21 protein-coding genes and 1 tRNA gene are annotated in these 20,144 nt (G+C 61.2%); all 22 read left to right on the top strand.

The features are described from left to right. The first annotated feature begins 63 nt into the window (after positions 1 to 63). Positions 64 to 1,176 carry an acyltransferase family protein gene (locus tag GTP90_RS03745; RefSeq protein ID WP_161082226.1) on the top strand — a complete coding sequence of 371 codons (1,113 nt, stop codon included), beginning with the start codon at positions 64 to 66 and terminating at the stop codon, positions 1,174 to 1,176. An 11-nt stretch (positions 1,177 to 1,187) separates the two neighbouring features. Further along, on the top strand, positions 1,188 to 2,351 hold the full coding sequence (locus tag GTP90_RS03740) for a glycosyl hydrolase family 18 protein (RefSeq protein ID WP_161082225.1): 1,164 nt from the start codon (positions 1,188 to 1,190) through the stop codon (positions 2,349 to 2,351). A 172-nt stretch (positions 2,352 to 2,523) separates the two neighbouring features. Beyond that, positions 2,524 to 2,724: a hypothetical protein gene (locus GTP90_RS03735; RefSeq protein ID WP_117013494.1), complete on the top strand. Its 201-nt coding sequence runs from the start codon at positions 2,524 to 2,526 to the stop codon at positions 2,722 to 2,724. A 99-nt stretch (positions 2,725 to 2,823) separates the two neighbouring features. Continuing rightward, entirely contained in the window at positions 2,824 to 3,591 is a 768-nt protein-coding gene (locus GTP90_RS03730; RefSeq protein ID WP_161082224.1) for a GIN domain-containing protein, read from the top strand. Between the two features lie 21 nt (positions 3,592 to 3,612). Further along, positions 3,613 to 4,221, top strand: a complete 609-nt coding sequence (locus GTP90_RS03725) for a tetratricopeptide repeat protein (RefSeq protein ID WP_161082223.1) — start codon at positions 3,613 to 3,615, stop codon at positions 4,219 to 4,221. A 46-nt stretch (positions 4,222 to 4,267) separates the two neighbouring features. Further along, entirely contained in the window at positions 4,268 to 5,248 is a 981-nt protein-coding gene (locus GTP90_RS03720) for an NAD(P)H-quinone oxidoreductase (RefSeq protein WP_161082222.1), read from the top strand. A gap of 133 nt (positions 5,249 to 5,381) precedes the next feature. Next, the gene (gene tpiA / locus GTP90_RS03715; RefSeq protein ID WP_161082221.1) at positions 5,382 to 6,128 is read left to right on the top strand and encodes a triose-phosphate isomerase; all 747 of its coding nucleotides are present in this window, start codon (positions 5,382 to 5,384) and stop codon (positions 6,126 to 6,128) included. A gap of 49 nt (positions 6,129 to 6,177) precedes the next feature. Next, positions 6,178 to 6,582, top strand: coding sequence for a preprotein translocase subunit SecG (secG, locus tag GTP90_RS03710; protein WP_161082220.1), 405 nt, complete (start codon positions 6,178 to 6,180; stop codon positions 6,580 to 6,582). A 204-nt stretch (positions 6,583 to 6,786) separates the two neighbouring features. Further along, a tRNA-Leu gene (locus GTP90_RS03705) sits at positions 6,787 to 6,871 on the top strand. A 172-nt stretch (positions 6,872 to 7,043) separates the two neighbouring features. Further along, the gene (locus GTP90_RS03700; protein WP_028819535.1) at positions 7,044 to 7,403 is read left to right on the top strand and encodes an NADH-quinone oxidoreductase subunit A; all 360 of its coding nucleotides are present in this window, start codon (positions 7,044 to 7,046) and stop codon (positions 7,401 to 7,403) included. A gap of 3 nt (positions 7,404 to 7,406) precedes the next feature. Then, positions 7,407 to 7,883 (top strand): NuoB/complex I 20 kDa subunit family protein, encoded by a 477-nt coding sequence (locus tag GTP90_RS03695; protein WP_008450353.1) that lies wholly within the window; start codon positions 7,407 to 7,409, stop codon positions 7,881 to 7,883. 18 nt (positions 7,884 to 7,901) lie between these two features. Continuing rightward, positions 7,902 to 8,492 (top strand): NADH-quinone oxidoreductase subunit C, encoded by a 591-nt coding sequence (locus tag GTP90_RS03690; RefSeq protein ID WP_161082219.1) that lies wholly within the window; start codon positions 7,902 to 7,904, stop codon positions 8,490 to 8,492. A 3-nt stretch (positions 8,493 to 8,495) separates the two neighbouring features. Next, positions 8,496 to 9,749, top strand: a complete 1,254-nt coding sequence (locus tag GTP90_RS03685) for an NADH-quinone oxidoreductase subunit D (protein WP_161082218.1) — start codon at positions 8,496 to 8,498, stop codon at positions 9,747 to 9,749. A 9-nt stretch (positions 9,750 to 9,758) separates the two neighbouring features. Continuing rightward, a complete protein-coding gene (nuoE, locus tag GTP90_RS03680; RefSeq protein WP_161082217.1) occupies positions 9,759 to 10,238 on the top strand; it encodes an NADH-quinone oxidoreductase subunit NuoE in 480 nt (159 codons plus the stop codon). Beyond that, entirely contained in the window at positions 10,235 to 11,530 is a 1,296-nt protein-coding gene (gene nuoF, locus GTP90_RS03675; RefSeq protein ID WP_028819532.1) for an NADH-quinone oxidoreductase subunit NuoF, read from the top strand. Before nuoE ends, nuoF begins: the two co-directional genes overlap by 4 nt. A gap of 22 nt (positions 11,531 to 11,552) precedes the next feature. Further along, on the top strand, positions 11,553 to 13,874 hold the full coding sequence (gene nuoG / locus GTP90_RS03670; protein WP_161082216.1) for an NADH-quinone oxidoreductase subunit NuoG: 2,322 nt from the start codon (positions 11,553 to 11,555) through the stop codon (positions 13,872 to 13,874). Then, positions 13,874 to 14,959: an NADH-quinone oxidoreductase subunit NuoH gene (nuoH, locus tag GTP90_RS03665; RefSeq protein ID WP_161082215.1), complete on the top strand. Its 1,086-nt coding sequence runs from the start codon at positions 13,874 to 13,876 to the stop codon at positions 14,957 to 14,959. The genes nuoG and nuoH overlap by 1 nt, the downstream gene beginning before the upstream one ends. 11 nt (positions 14,960 to 14,970) lie before the next feature. After that, the gene (gene nuoI, locus GTP90_RS03660; protein WP_028819529.1) at positions 14,971 to 15,459 is read left to right on the top strand and encodes an NADH-quinone oxidoreductase subunit NuoI; all 489 of its coding nucleotides are present in this window, start codon (positions 14,971 to 14,973) and stop codon (positions 15,457 to 15,459) included. Between the two features lie 65 nt (positions 15,460 to 15,524). Beyond that, the gene (locus tag GTP90_RS03655; protein WP_161082214.1) at positions 15,525 to 16,154 is read left to right on the top strand and encodes an NADH-quinone oxidoreductase subunit J; all 630 of its coding nucleotides are present in this window, start codon (positions 15,525 to 15,527) and stop codon (positions 16,152 to 16,154) included. Continuing rightward, positions 16,151 to 16,459: an NADH-quinone oxidoreductase subunit NuoK gene (nuoK, locus tag GTP90_RS03650; protein ID WP_008450334.1), complete on the top strand. Its 309-nt coding sequence runs from the start codon at positions 16,151 to 16,153 to the stop codon at positions 16,457 to 16,459. Before GTP90_RS03655 ends, nuoK begins: the two co-directional genes overlap by 4 nt. Before the next feature lie 48 nt (positions 16,460 to 16,507). Next, positions 16,508 to 18,598, top strand: a complete 2,091-nt coding sequence (nuoL, locus tag GTP90_RS03645; RefSeq protein ID WP_161082213.1) for an NADH-quinone oxidoreductase subunit L — start codon at positions 16,508 to 16,510, stop codon at positions 18,596 to 18,598. Positions 18,599 to 18,629: 31 nt separating this feature from the next. Beyond that, positions 18,630 to 20,135: an NADH-quinone oxidoreductase subunit M gene (locus GTP90_RS03640; protein ID WP_161082212.1), complete on the top strand. Its 1,506-nt coding sequence runs from the start codon at positions 18,630 to 18,632 to the stop codon at positions 20,133 to 20,135. Positions 20,136 to 20,144: the final 9 nt, after the last annotated feature.

The following is a 20,144-nucleotide window of genomic DNA, read 5'->3' as shown; positions in this document are numbered from 1 at the left end:
CCGGGCGCTGGCGAAGATGATAACGTTAGCCACAACTAAACAAACACCGAAAGTCCACCATCAATGAAAACACAGCATCAACGTTCGCAAGCCATCGACGTGCTGCGCGGCCTGACGGTCGCGCTGATGATCATGGTGAACATGCCAGGCACGCCGGCGACCACCTACGCGCCGTTCCTGCACGCCGAATGGCACGGCCTGACGCTGACCGACCTGGTGTTCCCGACCTTTATGTTCGTGGTCGGCACGGCGCTCAGCTTCACGCTTGAGAAGTACGAGGGCATGGGCGAGGCGGCGGTGCTCAAGAAGATATTCACCCGCACCGCGCTGATCTTCCTGTGCGGCTTCCTGATGTACTGGTATCCGTTCTTCAGTACCGAGGGTGGATCGCTGACTGTATTGCCGCTGTCCGATACCCGTATCTTCGGTGTACTGCAACGCATCGCGCTGGGTTACTGCGCCGGTTCGCTGATCCTGCATTACTGGAAGGAGAAGGGCGCCATCGTGTTCGCCGTGGTGGCCTTGCTTGGCTACTGGGCCTTGATGTACTGGTTCGGCGACTACACGCTGGCCGGCAACGCTCAGCGCAAGCTGGACCTGCTGGTGCTGGGCGAAGCGCATATGTACCACGGCGAGGGCATCGCCTTCGATCCGGAAGGGATATTGAGCACGCTGCCGTCCATCGTCAACGTGCTGGCCGGGTACTTCGCCGGCCGCCTGGTGCGCCGGCTGGGCGCCAGCTACGAGACCATCGCCAAGCTGACCATGTCGGCCGCCGTGCTGGCTGTACTGGCACTGTGCTGGAGCAGTGTGTTCCCGCTGAATAAAAAGCTGTGGACCAGTTCCTACACGCTGATCACCATCGCCATCGACCTGTTCACGCTGTCGTTGCTGCTGTACGTGATCGACATGCTGGGCAAGCGTGGCTGGACCTACTTCTTCGAAGTCTTCGGCCGCAACACGCTGTTCATCTACCTGTTCAGCGAGGTGGTGGCGACCACCTTCTTCCTGTTGAAGATCGGCGACCTCAATGTATTCGACTGGGTCTACCTCAACCTGTTCCGGCCGTGGGCCGGCGCCTATAACGGCACGCTGTTGTGGGCGGTGGTGTACATGCTGGGCTGCTGGTCGGTCGGCTATGTGCTGGACCGGAAAAAGATTTATATCAAGCTCTGATTGGAGAGAAAATGAAAAAACTGTTGATGGCCGCGTGTGTCGCGGCCACGTTGGCAGGCTGCGGCGGCTCCGGTTCCGCCGGCCAGGAATCGCCACGCGCCATGGCGCGCATGGCCAACCTGACGGCGGCGCGCACCGGCACCTCGTCGGGCGTTTCGATTGACGCCGCCAGTGAGCACGCGGCGCCGGCCAGCGCCCCCGCCAGCAAGGCGCTGGCCAACGGCAAGATGGTGCTGGCCTACTACTCAGGCTACAGCAACAACTATAGCTCGCTGACCAAGTACTACGCCAACGTCAACGCGGTCTCCATCGACTTTTGGAACATGGGCAGCGACGGCACGGTGGTCGGCAACGGCGACCCTACGCCGACCAACGCCATCACCTTCCTCAAGTCCAAGGGCATCGCGATCTACGGCTGCATCTCCAATGTCTCGGCCACCGCGCCCGATGGCTGGGACCCGGACCTGGCGCACGCCGTCACTGGCGCCAGGCGCGCGGCCTCCGTGGCCAACCTGGTCAGCTTCGCCAAGGCCAACGGCTTCGCCGGCATCAATATCGATTTCGAAGAGGTGGACCAGGCCGACCGCAAGAACATGAGCGAGTTCGCCGCCGCGCTCGCGACGGCCCTGCACGCGCAGGGCATGAAGCTGATCATGACCGTGCCGGCCTTCTCCTTCACCGATGAAAACAACATCCACAACCTGGCCTTCGACCTGCAAGCCTTGGGGCAGGCCGCCGACTACGTGCAGGTGATGACCTACGATGAAGCGATCCCGTCCTGGGCACCCGGCCCGGTGGCGGGCTCCGACTGGATGGAGAACGCCCTTGATTACGCCACCAGCAAGGTGCCGGCGTCCAAGGTGTTGAATGGCATCCCGGCCTACGGCTACGATTGGATCACGGAGGGCGACGGCAGCCAGCTGTTCTGGCGTAACGTGCCCGCGCTGCTAAGCAAGTACCACGTCACGCCCAGGTACGACAACAACGCCAACGCCATCAGCTTCAACTACACCGCCAATGGCAGGAAGCACACGGTCTGGAACGAGAACGCCAAAAGCGTGACCCTGAAAACCAGCCTCGTGGGCGCCTATGGCCTGGCCGGCACCTCGATCTACGCCTTCGGCATGGAAGACGCCAGCTTCTGGAGCGCCGTCAACGCCGGCCTGAACCAGTAATCCGGTAATCCACCTCCGTGCGCAGCGGCGCCCGCCGCTGCGCTTTCCGGGCCTGTTCCCGGTTTCTTGTCGCCCAGTCCCCCATTTGTGCAGTTCGTCGCAATCCGCATGATCGTTTAATAAGTGATGGCTATAGTGATCACATACCGAAACGCATTCAAGGAGAGCAAAAATGAACATCGCCAAAAACATGGAAGCCATCTTCGTCACCGCCGCCGTGCTGCTGGGCGCATCCGCCTACGCCAGCGCCGCCGCTGAAGCGAGCGTGGCCCTGCAACCGGCCCTCCAGGTTGCCGCCGCCCAGGCTCCGATGCAAGTTGTAGTGATCAAGGCCAAGCGCCTGACCGCAGTGGAAAAAGCCAGCCTGTCGTAATTTGACAATTGGTCGTACTGCAAAGATTGCTAGAAAGCTTAGTGCGCTGCTACATTAGCCGTTCGCGTATCCAGGCACAACTTCAGAGGAACCCCATATATGAACAAGCTTTTCCAATTCGGCCTGCTGTTTGCCGCCTTCTGTGCGCTGTTTGGCCGCGCCGTGGCTGCCGATGACAGCACCGAGAAGCGCGTCGTGACGCTGGACGCCCGCGTGGTGCGCGTCAAGCTCGACGGCGTGATCGATCTGAAGCTGCGACAAGGCCCGACGCCTTCGCTGACGATCTACGCGGAAAAGCGCACCATGGACAAGCTGATGACATCGGTCGCCGGCGACACGCTGCACCTGGAGACCGAAGGGCGCGCCGTCAAGCTGGGCCGCTCGACCGCGCGCGCCGAGCTGGTGCTGCCGATGTTGCGCGAGGTGGTGTCCGAGGGCGTGGGCACGACCGAGATCGCCGGTTTCAGCGGCGACGAGCTGGAGTTGACGCTGGACGGCGCCGGCAGCATGAAAGTGGCTTGTGACTACAAGAGCCTGAAGGCCAACCTGGGCGGTGTCGGCAGCATGCACCTGTGGGTCAGCGAGAACGAGAGCGTGGAACTGGATCTACGCGGCGCCGGCTACATTACGCTGGGCGGTCACAGCAAGCTGCTGAAGGCGACCCTGGGCGGGCTGGGCGGCTTGAATGCACAACAGTTCCAGGCCGACTCGGTCAATGTCGACCTGAGCGGCCTGGGCAACGCCACCGTCAACGCCAAGACCAACGCGACACTGAACTTGAGCGGCCTGGGATCGGTCACCGTCTATGGCAAGCCCCTGAACCGCAACGTCAGCGTTGACGGCCTGGGCAAGGTAAGTTGGAAATAAAAATATACACACCCTAGAGACATGAAAAAATTCATACTAGCGATCGGACTCGCACTGGGCCTGCAACAGGCCGCGTACGCCGGATTCGCCGAAGGCGCTACCGCCTACAACAACAAGAACTACGCGGCGGCCTTGAAAGAGATCGCCCCGCTGGCCAAGGCCGGCAACGCGGACGCCCAGCACCTGCTGGGCTTGATGTATTACATGGGCCGCGGCGTCACGCAGGATTACAAGCAGGCGCTGGAGTGGCACCGCAAGGCCGCGCTGCAGGGCAAGGCCGACGCGCAGTACGTGGTCGGCGCCATGTACTACACCGGCAACGCGGTGATCCAGGACCACAAGCAGGCGGTCAGCTGGTTCCGCAAGGCGGCCGAGCAGGGCCATCCGGACGCGCAGCAGGCGCTGGGGCTGATGTACCGCTATCACATGGCCGGCATGCCGCAGGATAACGTGATCGCCTACATGCTGTGGAACCTGGCGGCGGCCAACGGCTCGATGAACGCGGCCGAGCAGCGCTCCGCCGTGGTCAAGCACATGACACCGGAGCAGATCGAGGAAGGGCAGGCCTTGTCGGCCGCCTGGAAGCCGAACACGCCGCTACCCAGGCAATCGCGCACCGGCGGCGGCTAATTCGCGGCTGTCGTACAATCGCCCTTTCTTCACGAGAGGGCGAGCCATGCGCGCGATTGAAATCACCCATCCCGGCCCCGCCGATGTCCTGAAACTGTGCGAACGGCCTATGCCGGTCGTCAAGGGCGGCGAAGTGCTGATCAAAGTCCACGCGGCCGGCGTCAACCGCCCGGACGTATTCCAGCGCATGGGCAACTATGCGCCGCCGCCGGGCGCCTCCGACCTGCCGGGCCTGGAAGTGGCCGGCGAGATCGTCGACGGCGACCTCGATTACACCACCTTCGATATCGGCGACAAGGTCTGCGCGCTGGTGCAGGGCGGCGGCTATGCCGAATACGTGGTGGCGCCGCTGGAGCAGGTGCTGCCCATCCCCAAGGGCTGGAGCATGCTGGAGGCCGCCACCATTCCCGAGAACTACTTCACCGTCTGGAGCAACGTGTTCGACCGCGCCCACCTGGCCGCCGGCGAGACGCTGCTGGTGCAGGGCGGCAGCTCGGGCATCGGCGTCACGGCCATCCAGCTGGCCAGCGCGCTGGGCCACCGCGTGTTCGCCACCGCCGGCAGCGACGATAAAGTGGCCGCCTGCACCGAGCTGGGCGCCGAGCGCGCCATCAACTACAAGACCGAGGATTTCGCCCTGGTCGTCAAATCGCTGACCAATGACCGTGGCGCCGACGTCATCCTCGACATGGTGGGCGGCGACTACCTGCCGCGTGAAATCTCCTGCCTGGCCGACGACGGCCGCATCGCGCTGATCGCCACGCTGGGCGGCGGCAAGGCCACGGTCGACCTGGGGCAGGTGCTGCGCCGCCGGCTGACCATCACCGGTTCCACCCTGCGGCCCCGCTCGGCCGCCTTCAAGGGCGCGATCGCCAAGCAGCTGCTCGACAAGGTCTGGCCGCTGATGGCGGCTAAAAAGCTCAAGCCGGTGATCTACGAGGTGTTCCCGCTGGAGCAGGCCGCCGCCGCGCATGCGCTGATGGAAAGCAGCAATCACGTCGGTAAGATCATGCTGCAAGTTATCTAGGTCAAAAAAAGGCAGGGGAGGCGTTGCGCGGGCGTAGTATTTTCGCCATTTTCGTCACAACGTGGCCAACCGCTGGTTTGACCGGGCTTCCAGCCTCGCGTTAAAATAGCGGGTTATTGAATTTTAGGCTACTATGCGTCGCAAACTCGTCATCGGCAACTGGAAAATGAACGGCAATCGCGCCGGCAACACGGCTCTCTTGTCGGGCATCGTGTCCGGATTGAACGACTTCGGCGCCGATTGCGCCGTGTGCGTGCCGGCTCCCTACCTGGCCCAGTGCCAGGCTGAACTGCAAGGCAGCCCGGTCGCGTGGGGCGGACAGGATGTGTCGGTCCACGCCAGCGGCGCCTACACGGGCGAAGTCTCGGCCGGCATGCTGGTCGATTTCGGCTCCCGCTATGTGCTGTGCGGCCACTCCGAGCGCCGCGCCTATCACAAGGAAAGCAGCGAACTGGTGGCGCAGAAGACCATCGCGGCGCTGGCCGCCGGCCTGACGCCGGTGGTGTGCGTGGGCGAAACGCTGGAGCAGCGCGAAGCAGGGGAGACCGAGGCGGTCATCTGCGGCCAGCTGCAGGCGGTGCTGGGCGTGATCGGCGCCGACGACCTGGCCAGGATTGTTGTGGCCTACGAGCCGGTCTGGGCCATCGGCACCGGCAAGACCGCCACGCCGCAGATCGCCCAGGAGGCGCATGCCTTGCTGCGCGCGCGCATGGCGCAGAAGAATGCGACGGTCGCGGCCGGCGTGCAGATTTTGTACGGCGGCAGCATGAAGCCGGACAATGCGAAAGAATTGATGGCCCAGCCGGACATCGACGGCGGCCTGATTGGCGGCGCCGCATTAAAGGCGACGGATTTCCTCGGGATTATCCAGGCCGTTTAAGTTGTAGAAACAAAACGATACAAATCTCTTATTTTTGAAATGGAATAACATGAACTCCTTGTTCAACCTGGTTATCGTAGTGCAAGTCATTTCCGCAATCGCCATTATTGGCCTGGTGTTGCTGCAGCATGGCAAGGGTGCCGACATGGGCGCGGCGTTCGGTTCGGGTGCTTCGGGCAGCCTGTTCGGCGCCACCGGCTCGTCGAACTTCATGTCCAAGTCGACCGGCGTAGCCGCCGCGATCTTCTTCAGCGCCACGCTGGCCCTGTCCTACATCTCGACCCAGCATGGCAGCACTGTCAGCGGCGGCGTGATGGACAAGGCGATTCCTGCTGCCCCGGCCCCGGCCCCAGCCACCGGCGCGGCGGCGATTCCAACCGCACCAGCGGCAGCGCCAGCGGCGGCTCCGGCTGCTCCGGCCGCAACGGGTCCTGCAGCATCGATCCCAAAGTAATATAATAATGAACTAGTTGCGAAGTTCAGCAGTTCCCTTGGTAAGTTTTTAAGTTGTTTGCTCATTGTTTTGGCAGTACATTGGCCTTGCAAGCTGGAAAAACAATTCAGAGTAAAAAGAAGCAAAGATTTATCGTTTTTCTTCTTGTTTTGGCGCAATACGGATTAACAACGGCGTGAAAACACAGTAGAATAGCGGCCTTACGCCGACGTGGTGAAATTGGTAGACACGCTATCTTGAGGGGGTAGTGGCGCAAGCTGTACGAGTTCGAGTCTCGTCGTCGGCACCAGAAATATAAGGCCAGCAAGGGAGCACCGAAGTGTACCTGAGCTGGCTTTTTTACGAGGATGTGTCGTTCGATCCTGGTCTAAGCAGTTTTACGATTGGGGCGAACGTTAAGAGCACCGCAGAACATCGCAGTGTGTCCTTTTAACCGACCGTTCAATATAAGCTCATCAATCGTGAACCTCGAAAATTATCTCCCCGTCCTGTTGTTCATCCTCGTCGGTCTCGGCGTAGGTATCGCTCCCCAAGTCCTGGGCCACCTTCTCGGGCCCAACAAGCCCGACGCGGCCAAGCTCTCCCCGTATGAATGCGGCTTCGAAGCCTTCGAAGACGCGCGCATGAAATTCGACGTGCGTTACTACCTCGTCGCGATCCTCTTTATTTTGTTCGATCTGGAAACGGCATTCTTCTTCCCATGGGGCGTATCCATGCGCGAACTGGGCTGGAACGGGTTCCTGGTGATGATGAGCTTCATCGCTGAATTCGTCGTCGGTTTTTGGTATATCTGGAAGAAAGGTGCCCTTGATTGGGAATAAGCCATGGCTATTGAAGGCGTATTAAACGAAGGTTTCATCACCACCTCGGCCGACAAGCTGATCAACTGGGCGCGCACGGGTTCGATGTTCCCGATGACGTTCGGTCTGGCCTGCTGCGCGGTTGAAATGATGCACGTGGGCGCAGCCCGTTACGACATGGACCGCTTCGGCGTGGTGTTCCGTCCATCGCCGCGTCAGTCCGACGTGATGATCGTGGCCGGCACGCTGTGCAACAAGATGGCGCCCGCGCTGCGCAAGGTCTACGACCAGATGCCGGAACCGCGCTGGGTCATCTCGATGGGCTCGTGCGCCAACGGCGGCGGCTACTATCACTACTCCTACTCCGTGGTGCGCGGTTGCGACCGCATCGTGCCGGTGGATGTCTACGTGCCGGGCTGCCCGCCCACGGCTGAGGCTCTGCTGTACGGCATCATGCAGCTGCAAAACAAGATCAAGCGCACCAATACGATCGCACGCTAACGGGGTCGCTTCAAGAATATGACTACACATCTGGAACAACTGCAAACCGCCCTCGGCACTGCCCTGGGCGATCGCGTTACTACGACCGTTGCGTTGGGCGAAATCACGTTGACCGTGAAAGCCGCCGACTACTACGGCGTGATGCAAACGCTGCGCGACGACAAGTCGCTGGGCTTCGATCAGCTGATCGACCTGGCCGGCGTCGACTACCTGAACTACGGCGATGGCGCCTGGGACGGCCTGCGATTCGCAGTGGTCGTCCATTTGCTGTCCGTGAAGAACAACTGGCGCGTGCGCGTGCGCGCGTTCTGCGCCGACGACGACATGCCGCTGCTGCCGTCGCTGGTGCCGCTGTGGCGCGCCGTCAACTGGTACGAGCGCGAAGCGTTCGACATGTTCGGCATCCTGTTCGAAGGCCACAACGACCTGCGCCGCATCCTGACCGACTACGGTTTCATCGGCCATCCGTTCCGCAAGGACTTCCCGGTATCGGGCTATGTCGAAATGCGTTACGACCCCGAGCAGAAGCGCGTGATCTACCAGCCGGTCACCATCGAGCCGCGTGAAAACGTGCCTCGCGTGATCCGCGAAGAAAACTACGGGAAGTAAAACATGGCTGAAATTAAGAACTACACCCTGAACTTCGGTCCGCAACACCCGGCCGCGCACGGCGTGCTGCGCCTGGTGCTGGAGCTGGACGGCGAAGTGATCCAGCGTGCCGACCCGCACATCGGCCTGCTGCACCGCGGCACCGAGAAGCTGGCCGAGCAGAAGACCTACCTGCAGTCCGTGCCTTATATGGACCGCCTCGACTACGTCTCGATGATGTGCAACGAGCACGCCTACGTGATGGCCATCGAGAAGCTGCTGGGCCTGGAAGTGCCGCTGCGCGCGCAATACATCCGCGTGATGTTCGACGAGATCACCCGCATCCTGAACCACCTGATGTGGCTGGGCGCGCACGCGCTGGACGTCGGCGCCATGGGCCCGTTCCTGTACTGCTTCCGCGACCGCGAAGACCTGTTCGACTGCTACGAAGCGGTGTCCGGCGCGCGCATGCACGCGGCCTACTACCGTCCGGGCGGCGTCTACCGCGACCTGCCGGATTCGATGCCGCAGCACCGTCCGTCGATCATCCGTTCGGCCAAGGCCATCGACAACCTGAACAAGGATCGCCAGGGCTCGCTGCTGGACTTCATCGAAGCGTTCACCGCCCGTTTCCCGACCTATGTCGACGAATACGAAACCCTGCTGACCGACAACCGTATCTGGAAACAGCGTACCGTCGGCATCGGCGTGGTGGCGCCCGAGGACGCGCTGGCGATGGGCTTCACCGGCGCCATGCTGCGCGGTTCGGGCATCCAGTGGGACTTGCGCAAGCACCAGCCGTACGAAGTGTACGACCTGATGGACTTTGATGTGCCTATCGGCACCAACGGCGACTGCTACGACCGCTACCTGGTGCGCGTGGAAGAACTGCGCCAGTCGAACAAGATCATCAAGCAATGCGTGGAATGGCTGCGCAACAATCCGGGTCCTGTGATCACCAGCAACCACAAGGTCGCGCCTCCGGGCCGTGTCGACATGAAGACCAACATGGAATCGCTGATTCACCACTTCAAGCTGTTCACCGAAGGCATGCACGTGCCGCCGGGCGAAGCGTACGCCGCGGTGGAGCATCCGAAGGGCGAGTTCGGCATCTACCTGTTGTCCGACGGCGCCAACAAGCCATACCGCATGAAGCTGCGCGCTCCCGACTATGCGCACTTGCAATCGCTCGATGAAATGGCGCGCGGCCACATGATCGCCGACGCCGTCACCATCATCGGTACGCAAGATATCGTGTTCGGCAGTATCGACCGCTAAGGAAAAAGTATGTTGTTATCAGAGCAGTGCTACAAAAAAATCGACCGTGAGTTGGCCAAGTATCCGGCCGACCAGCGCCAGTCGGCCGTGATGGCCGCGCTGGCCCACGCCCAGGTTGAACTGGGCTGGATCTCGCCCGAAACCATGCAGGAACTGGCCGACTACATCCAGATGCCGGCCATCGCCGTGCAGGAAGTCGCCACTTTCTACAATATGTACAACCTCAAGCCGGTCGGCAAGCACAAGATTTCCGTGTGCACCAACCTGCCATGCGCCTTGTCGGGCGGCGTGCGCGCGGCCAACCACCTGAAGGAAAAGCTGGGCATCGACTTCCGTGACACCACGGGCGACGGCGCTTTCACGCTGGTGGAAGGCGAGTGCATGGGCGCTTGCGGCGACGCGCCAGTGATGCTGGTGAACGACCAGCGCATGTGCAGCTTCATGTCCAACGATAAGATCGACGCACTGGTGGAGGAACTCAAGAAATGACGTCACTCCACAATCGTCACATCGACCCTGTCATTCTCGCCGGCCTGGACGGCAAGAACTGGCACCTGGAAGACTACGTCAAACGCGGCGGCTACAGCGCGCTGCGCCGCATCCTGGAAGAGAAGATCACCCCGGAACAAATCATCGCCGACCTGAAAGCGTCGTCGTTGCGCGGCCGTGGCGGCGCCGGTTTCCCAACCGGCCTGAAGTGGAGCTTCATGCCACGTCAGTTCCCTGGCCAGAAGTACCTGGTATGTAACTCAGATGAGGGCGAGCCGGGCACTTTCAAGGACCGCGACATCATGCGCTTCAACCCGCATGCGCTGATCGAAGGCATGGCCATTGGCGCTTACGCCATGGGCATCACCGTGGGCTACAACTACATCCACGGCGAGATCTTCGAGGTGTACTCGCAGTTTGAGGATGCGCTGGAAGAGGCGCGCGCCGCCGGCTTCCTGGGCGACAAGATCATGGGCAGCGAGTTCAGCTTCCAGTTGCACGCGCACCACGGCTATGGCGCCTACATCTGCGGCGAAGAAACCGCGCTGCTGGAATCGCTGGAAGGCAAGAAGGGCCAGCCGCGCTTCAAGCCGCCTTTCCCTGCGTCGTTCGGCCTGTACGGCAAGCCAACCACCATCAACAACACCGAGACGTTCGCGGCGGTTCCGTTCATCCTGAACATGGGTCCTGAAAAGTACCTGGGCATGGGTCGTCCGAACAACGGCGGTTCGAAGATCTTCTCGATCTCGGGCGACGTGGAAATGCCGGGCAACTACGAGGTGCCGCTGGGCACTCCGTTCGCCAAGCTGCTGGAACTGGCAGGCGGCATGCGCGGCGGTAAAAAGATCAAGGCTGTGATCCCTGGCGGCTCGTCCGCTCCGGTGATCCGCGGCGAACTGATGATGAACACCGACCTGGACTACGACTCGATCGCCAAGGCAGGCTCGATGCTCGGTTCGGGCGCCGTCATCGTCATGGACGAAACGCGCTGCATGGTCAAGGCCATGGAACGCCTGGCCTACTTCTACTTTGAAGAGTCGTGCGGCCAGTGCACCCCATGCCGCGAAGGCACGGGCTGGATGTACCGCATGATCCACCGCATCGAAAACGGCCAGGGACGTCCGTCGGACCTGGACGTGCTGAACTCGATCTGCGACAACATCCAGGGCCGCACCATTTGCGCGCTGGGCGACGCGGCGGCCATGCCGATGCGCGCGTTCATCAAGCAATTCCGCGAAGAATTTGAATATCACGTCGAGCACAAGCATTGCTTAGTGCCCGCTTACATCTAAGCTGCGTCAGGTAACGATCACCATGGTTGAAATCGAAATAGACGGCAAAAAAGTCGAAGTCCCTGCTGGTAGCATGGTGATGGACGCCGCCAACAAATTGGGAACCTACATTCCGCACTTCTGCTATCACAAGAAATTGTCGATCGCTGCGAACTGCCGTATGTGCCTCGTCGAAGTGGAAAAGGCCCCCAAGCCTTTGCCAGCATGCGCAACGCCGGTCTCGGCAGGCATGATTGTGCGCTCCGCTTCGGACAAGGCCGTACAGGCACAGAAGTCCGTGATGGAATTCCTGCTGATTAACCACCCGCTGGACTGCCCGATCTGCGATCAGGGCGGCGAGTGCCAGTTGCAAGACTTGGCGGTCGGCTACGGCAAGGGCGAATCGCGCTACGAGGAAGACAAGCGCGTCGTCGTGCCGAAGGACGCCGGCCCGCTGGTCTCCATGCAGGAGATGGCGCGCTGCATCCAGTGCACCCGTTGCGTACGTTTCGGCCAGGAAGTGGCCGGCGTGATGGAGCTGGGCATGATCGGCCGCGGCGAACACTCGGAAATCACCGCGTTCGTCGGCCAGACCGTCAACTCGGAAATGTCCGGCAACATGATCGACCTGTGCCCGGTTGGCGCACTGACGTCGAAGCCGTTCCGCTACAGCGCCCGTACCTGGGAACTGTCGCGCCGCAAATCGGTCTCGCCGCACGACGGCCTGGGCGCCAACCTGATCGTTCAGGTCAAGGGCGGCAAGGTCAAGCGCGTGCTGCCGCTGGAAAACGACGCCGTCAACGAGTGCTGGATTTCCGACAAGGACCGCTTCTCGTACGAGGGCCTGGAAGCCGCCGACCGCCTGACCCAGCCAATGCTGAAGCAGGGCGGCGAGTGGAAGGAAGTCGACTGGCAGACCGCGCTGGAATACGTGGCGCACGGCCTGAAGAACATCAAGCACGAACACGGCGCCAACGCGCTGGCCGCAGTGGCCACGCCGCACTCGACGCTGGAAGAACTGCACCTGCTGCAAAAGCTGACCCGCGCCATGGGCTCGGACAGCGTGGATACGCGCCTGCGCCATAGCGACTTCTCGCTGGCCGGCGTCACCCCATGGCTGGGCATGTCGATCACCGAGTTCGGCCAGCTGAACCGCGCCTTCGTCATCGGCTCGTTCCTGCGCAAGGATCACCCGCTGCTGGCGACCCGTCTGCGTACGGCAGTGAAGGGCGGCGCCAAGCTGTCCGTCCTGCACGCCACCGACGACGACCTGCTGATGAACGTTGCGAACAAGATGATCGTTGCTCCGTCGGAGTGGCTGTCGGCGCTGTCGCAAGTGGTGGTCGCTGTCGCCAAGGCCAAGGAAGTTGCCGCACCGGCCGGCTTCGAAGGCGTACAAGCCTCCGACGCCGCCAACGCGATCGCCGCTTCGCTGATCTCCGGCGAGAACAAAGGTGTCTTCCTGGGTAACGCGGCAACGCAGCACCCGCAAGCCGCCGCGCTGCACGCCGCCGCGCAATGGATCGCCGAACAAACCGGCGCCAAGCTGGGCTACCTGACCGAAGCCGCCAACACCGTTGGCGCCTACCTGGCCAACGCCAACAGCGGCACCGCGCCAGTGTTCACCGAACAGAAGCAGGCTTACCTGCTGCTGAACGCCGAACCTGAGCTGGACGCACACAATCCGCAACAAGCCGCCGCCGCGCTGAAGCACGCCGAGATGGTCGTTGTCATGTCCGCCTACAAGCACGGCATGGAATACGCCGACGTGCTGCTGCCGGTCTCGCCATTCAGCGAAACCTCGGGCACCTTCGTCAACTGCGAAGGCCGCGCACAGAGCTTCAACGGCACCGTCAAGCCGCTGCTGGAAACCCGTCCCGCGTGGAAAGTGCTGCGCGTGCTGGGCAACATCCTCGGCCTGTCCGGTTTCGAATACGAAACCTCGGAAGCGATCCGCGACGAAGTGCTGGGCGCCGGCGTGACCGACCTGTCGGCCAAGCTGAACAACGTATCCAAGCAAGCTGTCGTAGCAGCCTCCGCTGTTTCGACCGGTGCCGAACGTATCGCCGACGTGCCTATCTACTTCGCCGACGCCGTGGTGCGCCGCGCCGAGTCGCTGCAAAAGATGGCCGACGCGGCTGCGCCTCAAGCGCACCTGTCGAGCGCCCTGGCGCAGCAACTGGGTGTCGCCGCCGGCGACAAGGTCAAGGTTACGCAAGGTTCCGGCAGCGCGATCCTGGTCGCCGCTGTTGATGCCAAGCTGCCAACCAACGCAGTTCGTGTCGCCGCCGCTCACGCGTCGACCGCTGCACTGGGCGGCATGTTCGGCTCCATCACCGTTGAAAAAGCAGGGGAGGGTAAATAATGGCTCTGCCTGAATTCGTCACAACTATTAACGCCATGGGCGCCAACAGCGTGCTGGCTCCGGCCTGGCCGCTGATCTGGGCGCTGATCCGCATCATCGTGGTGCTGCTGCCGCTGATGGGCCTGGTTGCCTACCTGACGCTGTGGGAACGTAAGTTCATCGGCTGGATCCAGATCCGCGTCGGCCCGAACCGCGTTGGTCCGATGGGCCTGCTGCAGCCGATCGCCGATGCGCTCAAGCTGCTGTTCAAGGAAATCATCACCCCGTCCAAGGCCAATGCCGGCCTGTTCGTGATCGGTCCTATCATGACCATCATGCCGGCGCTGGCCGCCTGGGCGGTGGTGCCGTTCGGCGCCGAAGCCGTGCTGGCCAACGTCAACGCCGGCCTGCTGCTGCTGATGGCGATCACCTCGATGGAAGTCTACGGCATCATCATCGCCGGCTGGGCTTCGAACTCGAAGTACTCGTTCATGGGCGCGATGCGCGCCTCGGCCCAGATGATCTCCTACGAAATCCCGATGGGCTTCGTGCTGGTGGTCGTGCTGATGGTGTCCGGTTCGCTGAACTTCGGCGACATCGTCGCCGGCCAGCAAAAGGGCATGATGGTCGAACACGGCCTGAACTTCCTGTCGTGGAACTGGCTGCCGCTGCTGCCGCTGTTCGTGGTCTACCTGACCTCGGGCCTGGCGGAGTGCAACCGTCACCCGTTCGACGTGGTCGAGGGCGAGTCCGAGATCGTTGCCGGCCACATGGTCGAATACTCGGGCATGGCCTACGCCATGTTCATGCTGGCTGAATACGCCAACATGATCCTGATCGCGACCCTGGGTTCGATCATGTTCCTGGGCGGCTGGGCTGCACCATTCAAGTTCCTGGAATTCTGGGGCGGTTTCGGCGGCTTCTTCTGGTTGTTCGCCAAGGCGTTCTTCCTGGTGTCCGTCTTCATCTGGGTGCGCGGTACTTTCCCACGCTACCGTTATGACCAGATCATGCGTCTGGGCTGGAAAGTGTTTATCCCTCTGACGCTGGTGTACCTGGTGTTCGTGGCCGGCTGGATGCAGACATCCTGGAATATCTGGAAGTAAGGACTGAAAAAATGGAACGTTTAAAAGACTTTATCGGCAGCTTCATGCTGACCGAACTGATCAAAGGGATGGCGCTGACGGGCAAGTATATGTTCTCGCGCAAGATCACCGTGCAGTACCCGGAAGAGAAGACGCCGATGTCGCCTCGCTTCCGCGGCCTGCACGCGCTGCGCCGCTATCCGAACGGTGAAGAGCGCTGCATCGCCTGCAAACTGTGCGAAGCAGTGTGCCCGGCGATGGCGATCACTATCGAATCCGAGCAGCGCGACGACGGTTCGCGCCGCACCACGCGTTACGACATCGACCTGACCAAGTGCATCTTCTGCGGTTTCTGCGAAGAGTCGTGCCCGGTTGATTCGATCGTTGAAACGCACGTGCTGGAATACCACGGCGAGAAACGCGGCGATCTGTACTACACGAAAGAGATGCTGCTGGCCGTTGGCGATCGTTACGAAAACGACATCGCCGCAGCCCGCGCAGCGGACGCTCCTTACCGCTGATCGATGCCGGCTCCGGCCGGCTAGTTCAGCGTGTCGATCAATAATGTACGTCTCTTGGGTTAGTTATGGAATTTAAAACTGCTTTGTTCTACGCCTTCTCAGCCATCATGATATTGGCTGCGACGCGCGTTATCACGGCCCGCAATCCGGTCCACGCCGCACTGTTCCTGGTGCTGGCGTTCTTCTCGGCCGCCGGCATCTGGATGCTGCTGGAGGCTGAGTTCCTCGCCATCGTGCTGGTGCTGGTCTACGTGGGCGCCGTCATGGTGCTGTTCCTGTTCGTGGTCATGATGCTCGACATCGACACCGACAAGATGCGCGAAGGCTTCTGGGGCTACCTGCCGCTGGCGTCCTTCGTCGGCGTCATCATCGTGCTGGAAATGGCCGCCGTGCTGTGGCGCTCCTTCCTGTCGTTCGACCAGCAGGTGAGCAACCCCGGCAACATCGGCGGCACCAAGGAATTGGGCATGCTGATCTACACCAAATACATCTACGGCTTTGAAATCGCCGGCGTCATCCTGCTGGTCGCGATCATCGCCGCCGTGGCGCTGACCCTGCGCAAGCGCAAGGACACCAAACATTTCGACCCCGCCGACGCAGTACGCGTCAAGCGCAATGACCGCCTGAAGATCGTCAAGATCGCGCCGGTCACCACGCGCGGCCAGGCCGAAGCAGAAGTTAAGGAGGCACCATGACTTTATCGCTCGCTCACTACCTCGTTCTAGGCGCGATATTGTTCGCGATCTCGATCGTCGGTATTTTCCTGAACCGCAAGAACATCATCGTTCTGCTGATGGCCATCGAATTGATGCTGCTGGCCGTGAACATGAACTTCATCGCGTTCTCGCACTACCTGGGCGATGCGGCCGGGCAGATCTTTGTGTTCTTCATCCTGACCGTGGCGGCCGCCGAATCGGCAATCGGCCTCGCGATCCTGGTGGTGATGTTCCGTAACCTGGACACCATCAACGTTGAAGACCTGGATAGCCTGAAGGGTTGATCCCGTGGCTAAAGTTCAAACCTCGAAAAATAACGATTAAGGTTCATCATGGCGGTTATTCTTAACCCTAATCTCCTGCTAGCCATCCCCTTGGCGCCGTTGGCTGGCGCCGCGGTTGCGGGCTTGTTAGGAACTAAATTCTTCGGCAACGTCGTAGGTCGCAAGACCTCGCACACCGCGACCATCCTGGGCGTGCTGGTTGCCTTTATCTTGTCGGCGATGACGCTCAATGACGTCGTCAACGGTGCCAGCTACAACGGCACCGTCTACAACTGGATGACCGTGGCCGGCATGAAGCTGGTGGTCGGCTTCCAGATCGACGCGCTGTCGGCGATGATGATGTGCGTGGTGACCTTCGTGTCGCTGATGGTGCACATCTACACCATCGGCTACATGGCCGAAGATGAAGGCTACAACCGCTTCTTCGCCTACATCTCGCTGTTCACGTTCTCGATGCTGATGCTGGTCATGGCGAACAACTTCCTGCAGCTGTTCTTCGGCTGGGAAGCGGTGGGCCTGGTTTCCTACCTGCTGATCGGCTTCTGGTACACCCGCCCAACGGCGATCGTGGCCAACATGAAGGCGTTCCTGGTCAACCGCGTCGGCGACTTCGGTTTCATCCTGGGTATCGGCCTGCTGCTGGCCTACGCCGGTTCGATGGACTACCAGGAAGTCTTCGCCAAGAAGGAACAGCTGATGTCGCTGACCCTGCCGGGCACCGACTGGGCGCTGCTGACCGTTGCCTGTATCTGCCTGTTCATCGGCGCGATGGGCAAGTCGGCGCAGTTCCCGCTGCACGTCTGGCTGCCTGACTCGATGGAAGGCCCAACCCCGATCTCGGCACTGATCCACGCCGCGACCATGGTTACCGCCGGTATCTTCATGGTGACCCGCATGTCGCCGCTGTTCGAACTGTCGGACACCGCGCTGTCCTTCATCCTGGTCATCGGCTCGATCACCGCGCTGTTCATGGGCTTCCTGGGCATCATCCAGAACGACATCAAGCGCGTGGTTGCTTACTCGACCCTGTCGCAGCTGGGCTACATGACCGTGGCGCTGGGTTCCTCCGCTTACTCGGTGGCCGTGTTCCACCTGATGACCCACGCGTTCTTCAAGGCGCTGCTGTTCCTTGGCGCCGGTTCGGTCATCATCGGCATGCACCACGACCAGGACATCCGCAACATGGGCGGCCTGCGCAAGTACATGCCTATCACCTGGATCACTTCCTTGCTGGGTTCCCTGGCGCTGATCGGCACCCCGTTCTTCTCGGGCTTCTACTCGAAGGATTCGATCATCGAAGCCGTCGCCGCGACCCACATCTGGGGTGCAGGCTTCGCTAACTTCGCCGTGCTGGCTGGCGTGTTCGTTACCGCGTTCTACTCGTTCCGCATGTACTTCCTGGTCTTCCATGGCGAAGAGCGTTTCGGCAAGGCCCACGCGCATGACGATCACCATCATGCTCCGGCTGCTGCCGCCCACGACGACGGCCACGGTCACGACGACCATGGTCACGACGAAGAAGAAGACCACGGCCACCACGGCCTGGAGCCAGGTCAGAAGCCGCATGAATCGCCATTCGTGGTCTGGTTCCCGCTGGCGATGCTGGCCATCCCTTCGGTCATCATCGGCTACCTGACCATCGGTCCTATGCTGTTCGGCGACTTCTTCAAGGGCGTGATCACCTTCGGTGAAAACCACCCTGCGATGGAAGAACTGGCGCACGAGTTCCATTCGCCATTGCAGATGGCAGTCCACTCGCTGACGTCGCTGCCACTGTGGCTGGCGATCTCCGGCGTCGCTGCCGCGTACTACTGCTACATGATCAATCCACGCGTACCGGCCTGGTTCTACGCCAAGTTCAAGTTCCTGCACACGCTGCTGGAGAACAAGTACTACATGGACAAGTTCAACGAGGTCGTATTCGCCGGCGGCGCGCGCCTGCTGGGCAATGGCCTGTGGAACGTGGGCGACAAGACCCTGATCGACGGCCTGCTGGTCAACGGCAGCGCCAAAGTGGTGGGTTGGTTCTCCTCGCTGACCCGCCTGGCGCAGACTGGTTACATCTACCACTATGCGTTCGTCATGATCCTCGGCATTCTGGGGTTCCTGGTCTACTTCCTGCCGTTTTGGCACGCTTAATTAGCTGATACGCAAAGAGATAACGATAACCATGATGCAGTCAACCATATCTACACTACCTCCGTACCTGAGCCTCGCGATCTGGCTCCCGATTATCTTCGGCCTGATCGTGCTGGCCGTAGGCCGTGACACCAACGCCGCGCTGGTGCGCGTCGGTTCGCTGATCGGCGCGATCGTCAGCTTCGCCGCGACCATCCCGCTGATCACCAACTTCAGCAACGCCGCGCATGGCATGCAGTTCGTCGAGAAGTCGCCGTGGATCGAGCGCTTCAACATCTACTACTCGCTGGGCATCGACGGCCTGTCGCTGTGGTTCGTGCCGCTGACCGCCTTCATCACCGTGATCGTCGTGATCTCGGCCTGGCAGGTGATCCAGAAGCGCGTCGCTCAATACATGGGCGCCTTCCTGATCCTGTCCGGCCTGATGATCGGCGTGTTCTGCGCCATGGACGGCCTGCTGTTCTACTTCTTCTTCGAAGCCACGCTGATCCCGATGTACATCATCATCGGTATCTGGGGCGGCGAGAACCGCGTGTACGCGTCGTTCAAGTTCTTCCTGTACACCTTCTTCGGCTCGCTGCTGACGCTGGTCGCCATCATCTACCTGTACAAGGTATCGGGCGGCAGCTTCGACATCCTGATGTGGCACAAGATCGCCCTGACGATGAAAGAGCAGATCTTCATCTTCATCGCCTTCTTCATGGCCTTCGCCGTTAAAGTCCCGATGTTCCCGGTCCACACCTGGCTGCCGGACGTCCACGTGGAAGCGCCGACCGGCGGTTCCGCCGTGCTGGCCGCGATCATGCTGAAGCTGGGCGCGTACGGTTTCCTGCGTTTCTCGCTGCCTATCGTGCCGGACGCCTCGCACTACATGGCGCCGTTCGTCATCACCCTGTCGCTGATCGCCGTGATCTACGTCGGCCTGGTCGCGCTGGTGCAGAAGGACATGAAAAAGCTGGTCGCCTATTCGTCGATCGCGCACATGGGCTTTGTCACCCTGGGCTTCTTCATCTTCAATAACATCGGTATCCAGGGCGCGATCGCGCAAATGATCTCGCACGGCTTCATCTCCGGCGCGATGTTCCTGTGTATCGGCGTACTGTACGACCAGGCGCACTCGCGCCAGATCGCCGACTACGGTGGTGTGGTCAACAAGATGCCGAAGTTCGCCGCGCTGTTCATCTTCTTCTCGATGGCCAACTGCGGTCTGCCAGCGACTTCCGGCTTCGTCGGCGAGTTCATGGTGATCCTGGGCGCCACCCAGTTCAACTTCTGGATCGGCCTGCTGGCCGCGACCGCGCTGATCTTCGGCGCAGCGTACTCGCTGTGGATGGCCAAGCGCGTCATCTTCGGCAAGGTCGCCAACCACCATGTGGCCGAACTGGTCGACATCAACGGCCGCGAATTCCTGATGCTGGGCATTCTGGCTGTCGCCGTGCTGTACATGGGCCTGTACCCAGCGCCATTCACCGACACGATGCAAACCTCGGTTGCAGACCTGCTGGCTCACGTTGCACACAGCAAGCTGCCTTACTGAAAACGGAAA

Origin of the sequence: Duganella vulcania, assembly GCF_009857655.1 — a bacterium.
Classification (GTDB): Bacteria; Pseudomonadota; Gammaproteobacteria; order Burkholderiales; family Burkholderiaceae_D; genus Rugamonas; species Rugamonas vulcania.
Note: the sequence above shows the minus strand (reverse complement) of the source record. Positions and strands in the feature narration are given on the sequence as shown.

Coding starts and splice junctions, on each gene's coding strand:
- GTP90_RS03685 (WP_161082218.1), top strand. CDS start 8,496: ATGGCTGAAATTAAGAACTACACCCTGAACTTCGGTCCGCAACACCCG.
- secG (WP_161082220.1), top strand. CDS start 6,178: ATGAACTCCTTGTTCAACCTGGTTATCGTAGTGCAAGTCATTTCCGCA.
- GTP90_RS03730 (WP_161082224.1), top strand. CDS start 2,824: ATGAACAAGCTTTTCCAATTCGGCCTGCTGTTTGCCGCCTTCTGTGCG.
- nuoK (WP_008450334.1), top strand. CDS start 16,151: ATGACTTTATCGCTCGCTCACTACCTCGTTCTAGGCGCGATATTGTTC.
- nuoG (WP_161082216.1), top strand. CDS start 11,553: ATGGTTGAAATCGAAATAGACGGCAAAAAAGTCGAAGTCCCTGCTGGT.
- GTP90_RS03745 (WP_161082226.1), top strand. CDS start 64: ATGAAAACACAGCATCAACGTTCGCAAGCCATCGACGTGCTGCGCGGC.
- GTP90_RS03740 (WP_161082225.1), top strand. CDS start 1,188: ATGAAAAAACTGTTGATGGCCGCGTGTGTCGCGGCCACGTTGGCAGGC.
- nuoI (WP_028819529.1), top strand. CDS start 14,971: ATGGAACGTTTAAAAGACTTTATCGGCAGCTTCATGCTGACCGAACTG.
- GTP90_RS03690 (WP_161082219.1), top strand. CDS start 7,902: ATGACTACACATCTGGAACAACTGCAAACCGCCCTCGGCACTGCCCTG.
- GTP90_RS03720 (WP_161082222.1), top strand. CDS start 4,268: ATGCGCGCGATTGAAATCACCCATCCCGGCCCCGCCGATGTCCTGAAA.
- GTP90_RS03735 (WP_117013494.1), top strand. CDS start 2,524: ATGAACATCGCCAAAAACATGGAAGCCATCTTCGTCACCGCCGCCGTG.
- GTP90_RS03655 (WP_161082214.1), top strand. CDS start 15,525: ATGGAATTTAAAACTGCTTTGTTCTACGCCTTCTCAGCCATCATGATA.
- nuoH (WP_161082215.1), top strand. CDS start 13,874: ATGGCTCTGCCTGAATTCGTCACAACTATTAACGCCATGGGCGCCAAC.
- tpiA (WP_161082221.1), top strand. CDS start 5,382: ATGCGTCGCAAACTCGTCATCGGCAACTGGAAAATGAACGGCAATCGC.
- nuoF (WP_028819532.1), top strand. CDS start 10,235: ATGACGTCACTCCACAATCGTCACATCGACCCTGTCATTCTCGCCGGC.
- GTP90_RS03640 (WP_161082212.1), top strand. CDS start 18,630: ATGATGCAGTCAACCATATCTACACTACCTCCGTACCTGAGCCTCGCG.
- nuoE (WP_161082217.1), top strand. CDS start 9,759: ATGTTGTTATCAGAGCAGTGCTACAAAAAAATCGACCGTGAGTTGGCC.
- GTP90_RS03725 (WP_161082223.1), top strand. CDS start 3,613: ATGAAAAAATTCATACTAGCGATCGGACTCGCACTGGGCCTGCAACAG.
- nuoL (WP_161082213.1), top strand. CDS start 16,508: ATGGCGGTTATTCTTAACCCTAATCTCCTGCTAGCCATCCCCTTGGCG.
- GTP90_RS03695 (WP_008450353.1), top strand. CDS start 7,407: ATGGCTATTGAAGGCGTATTAAACGAAGGTTTCATCACCACCTCGGCC.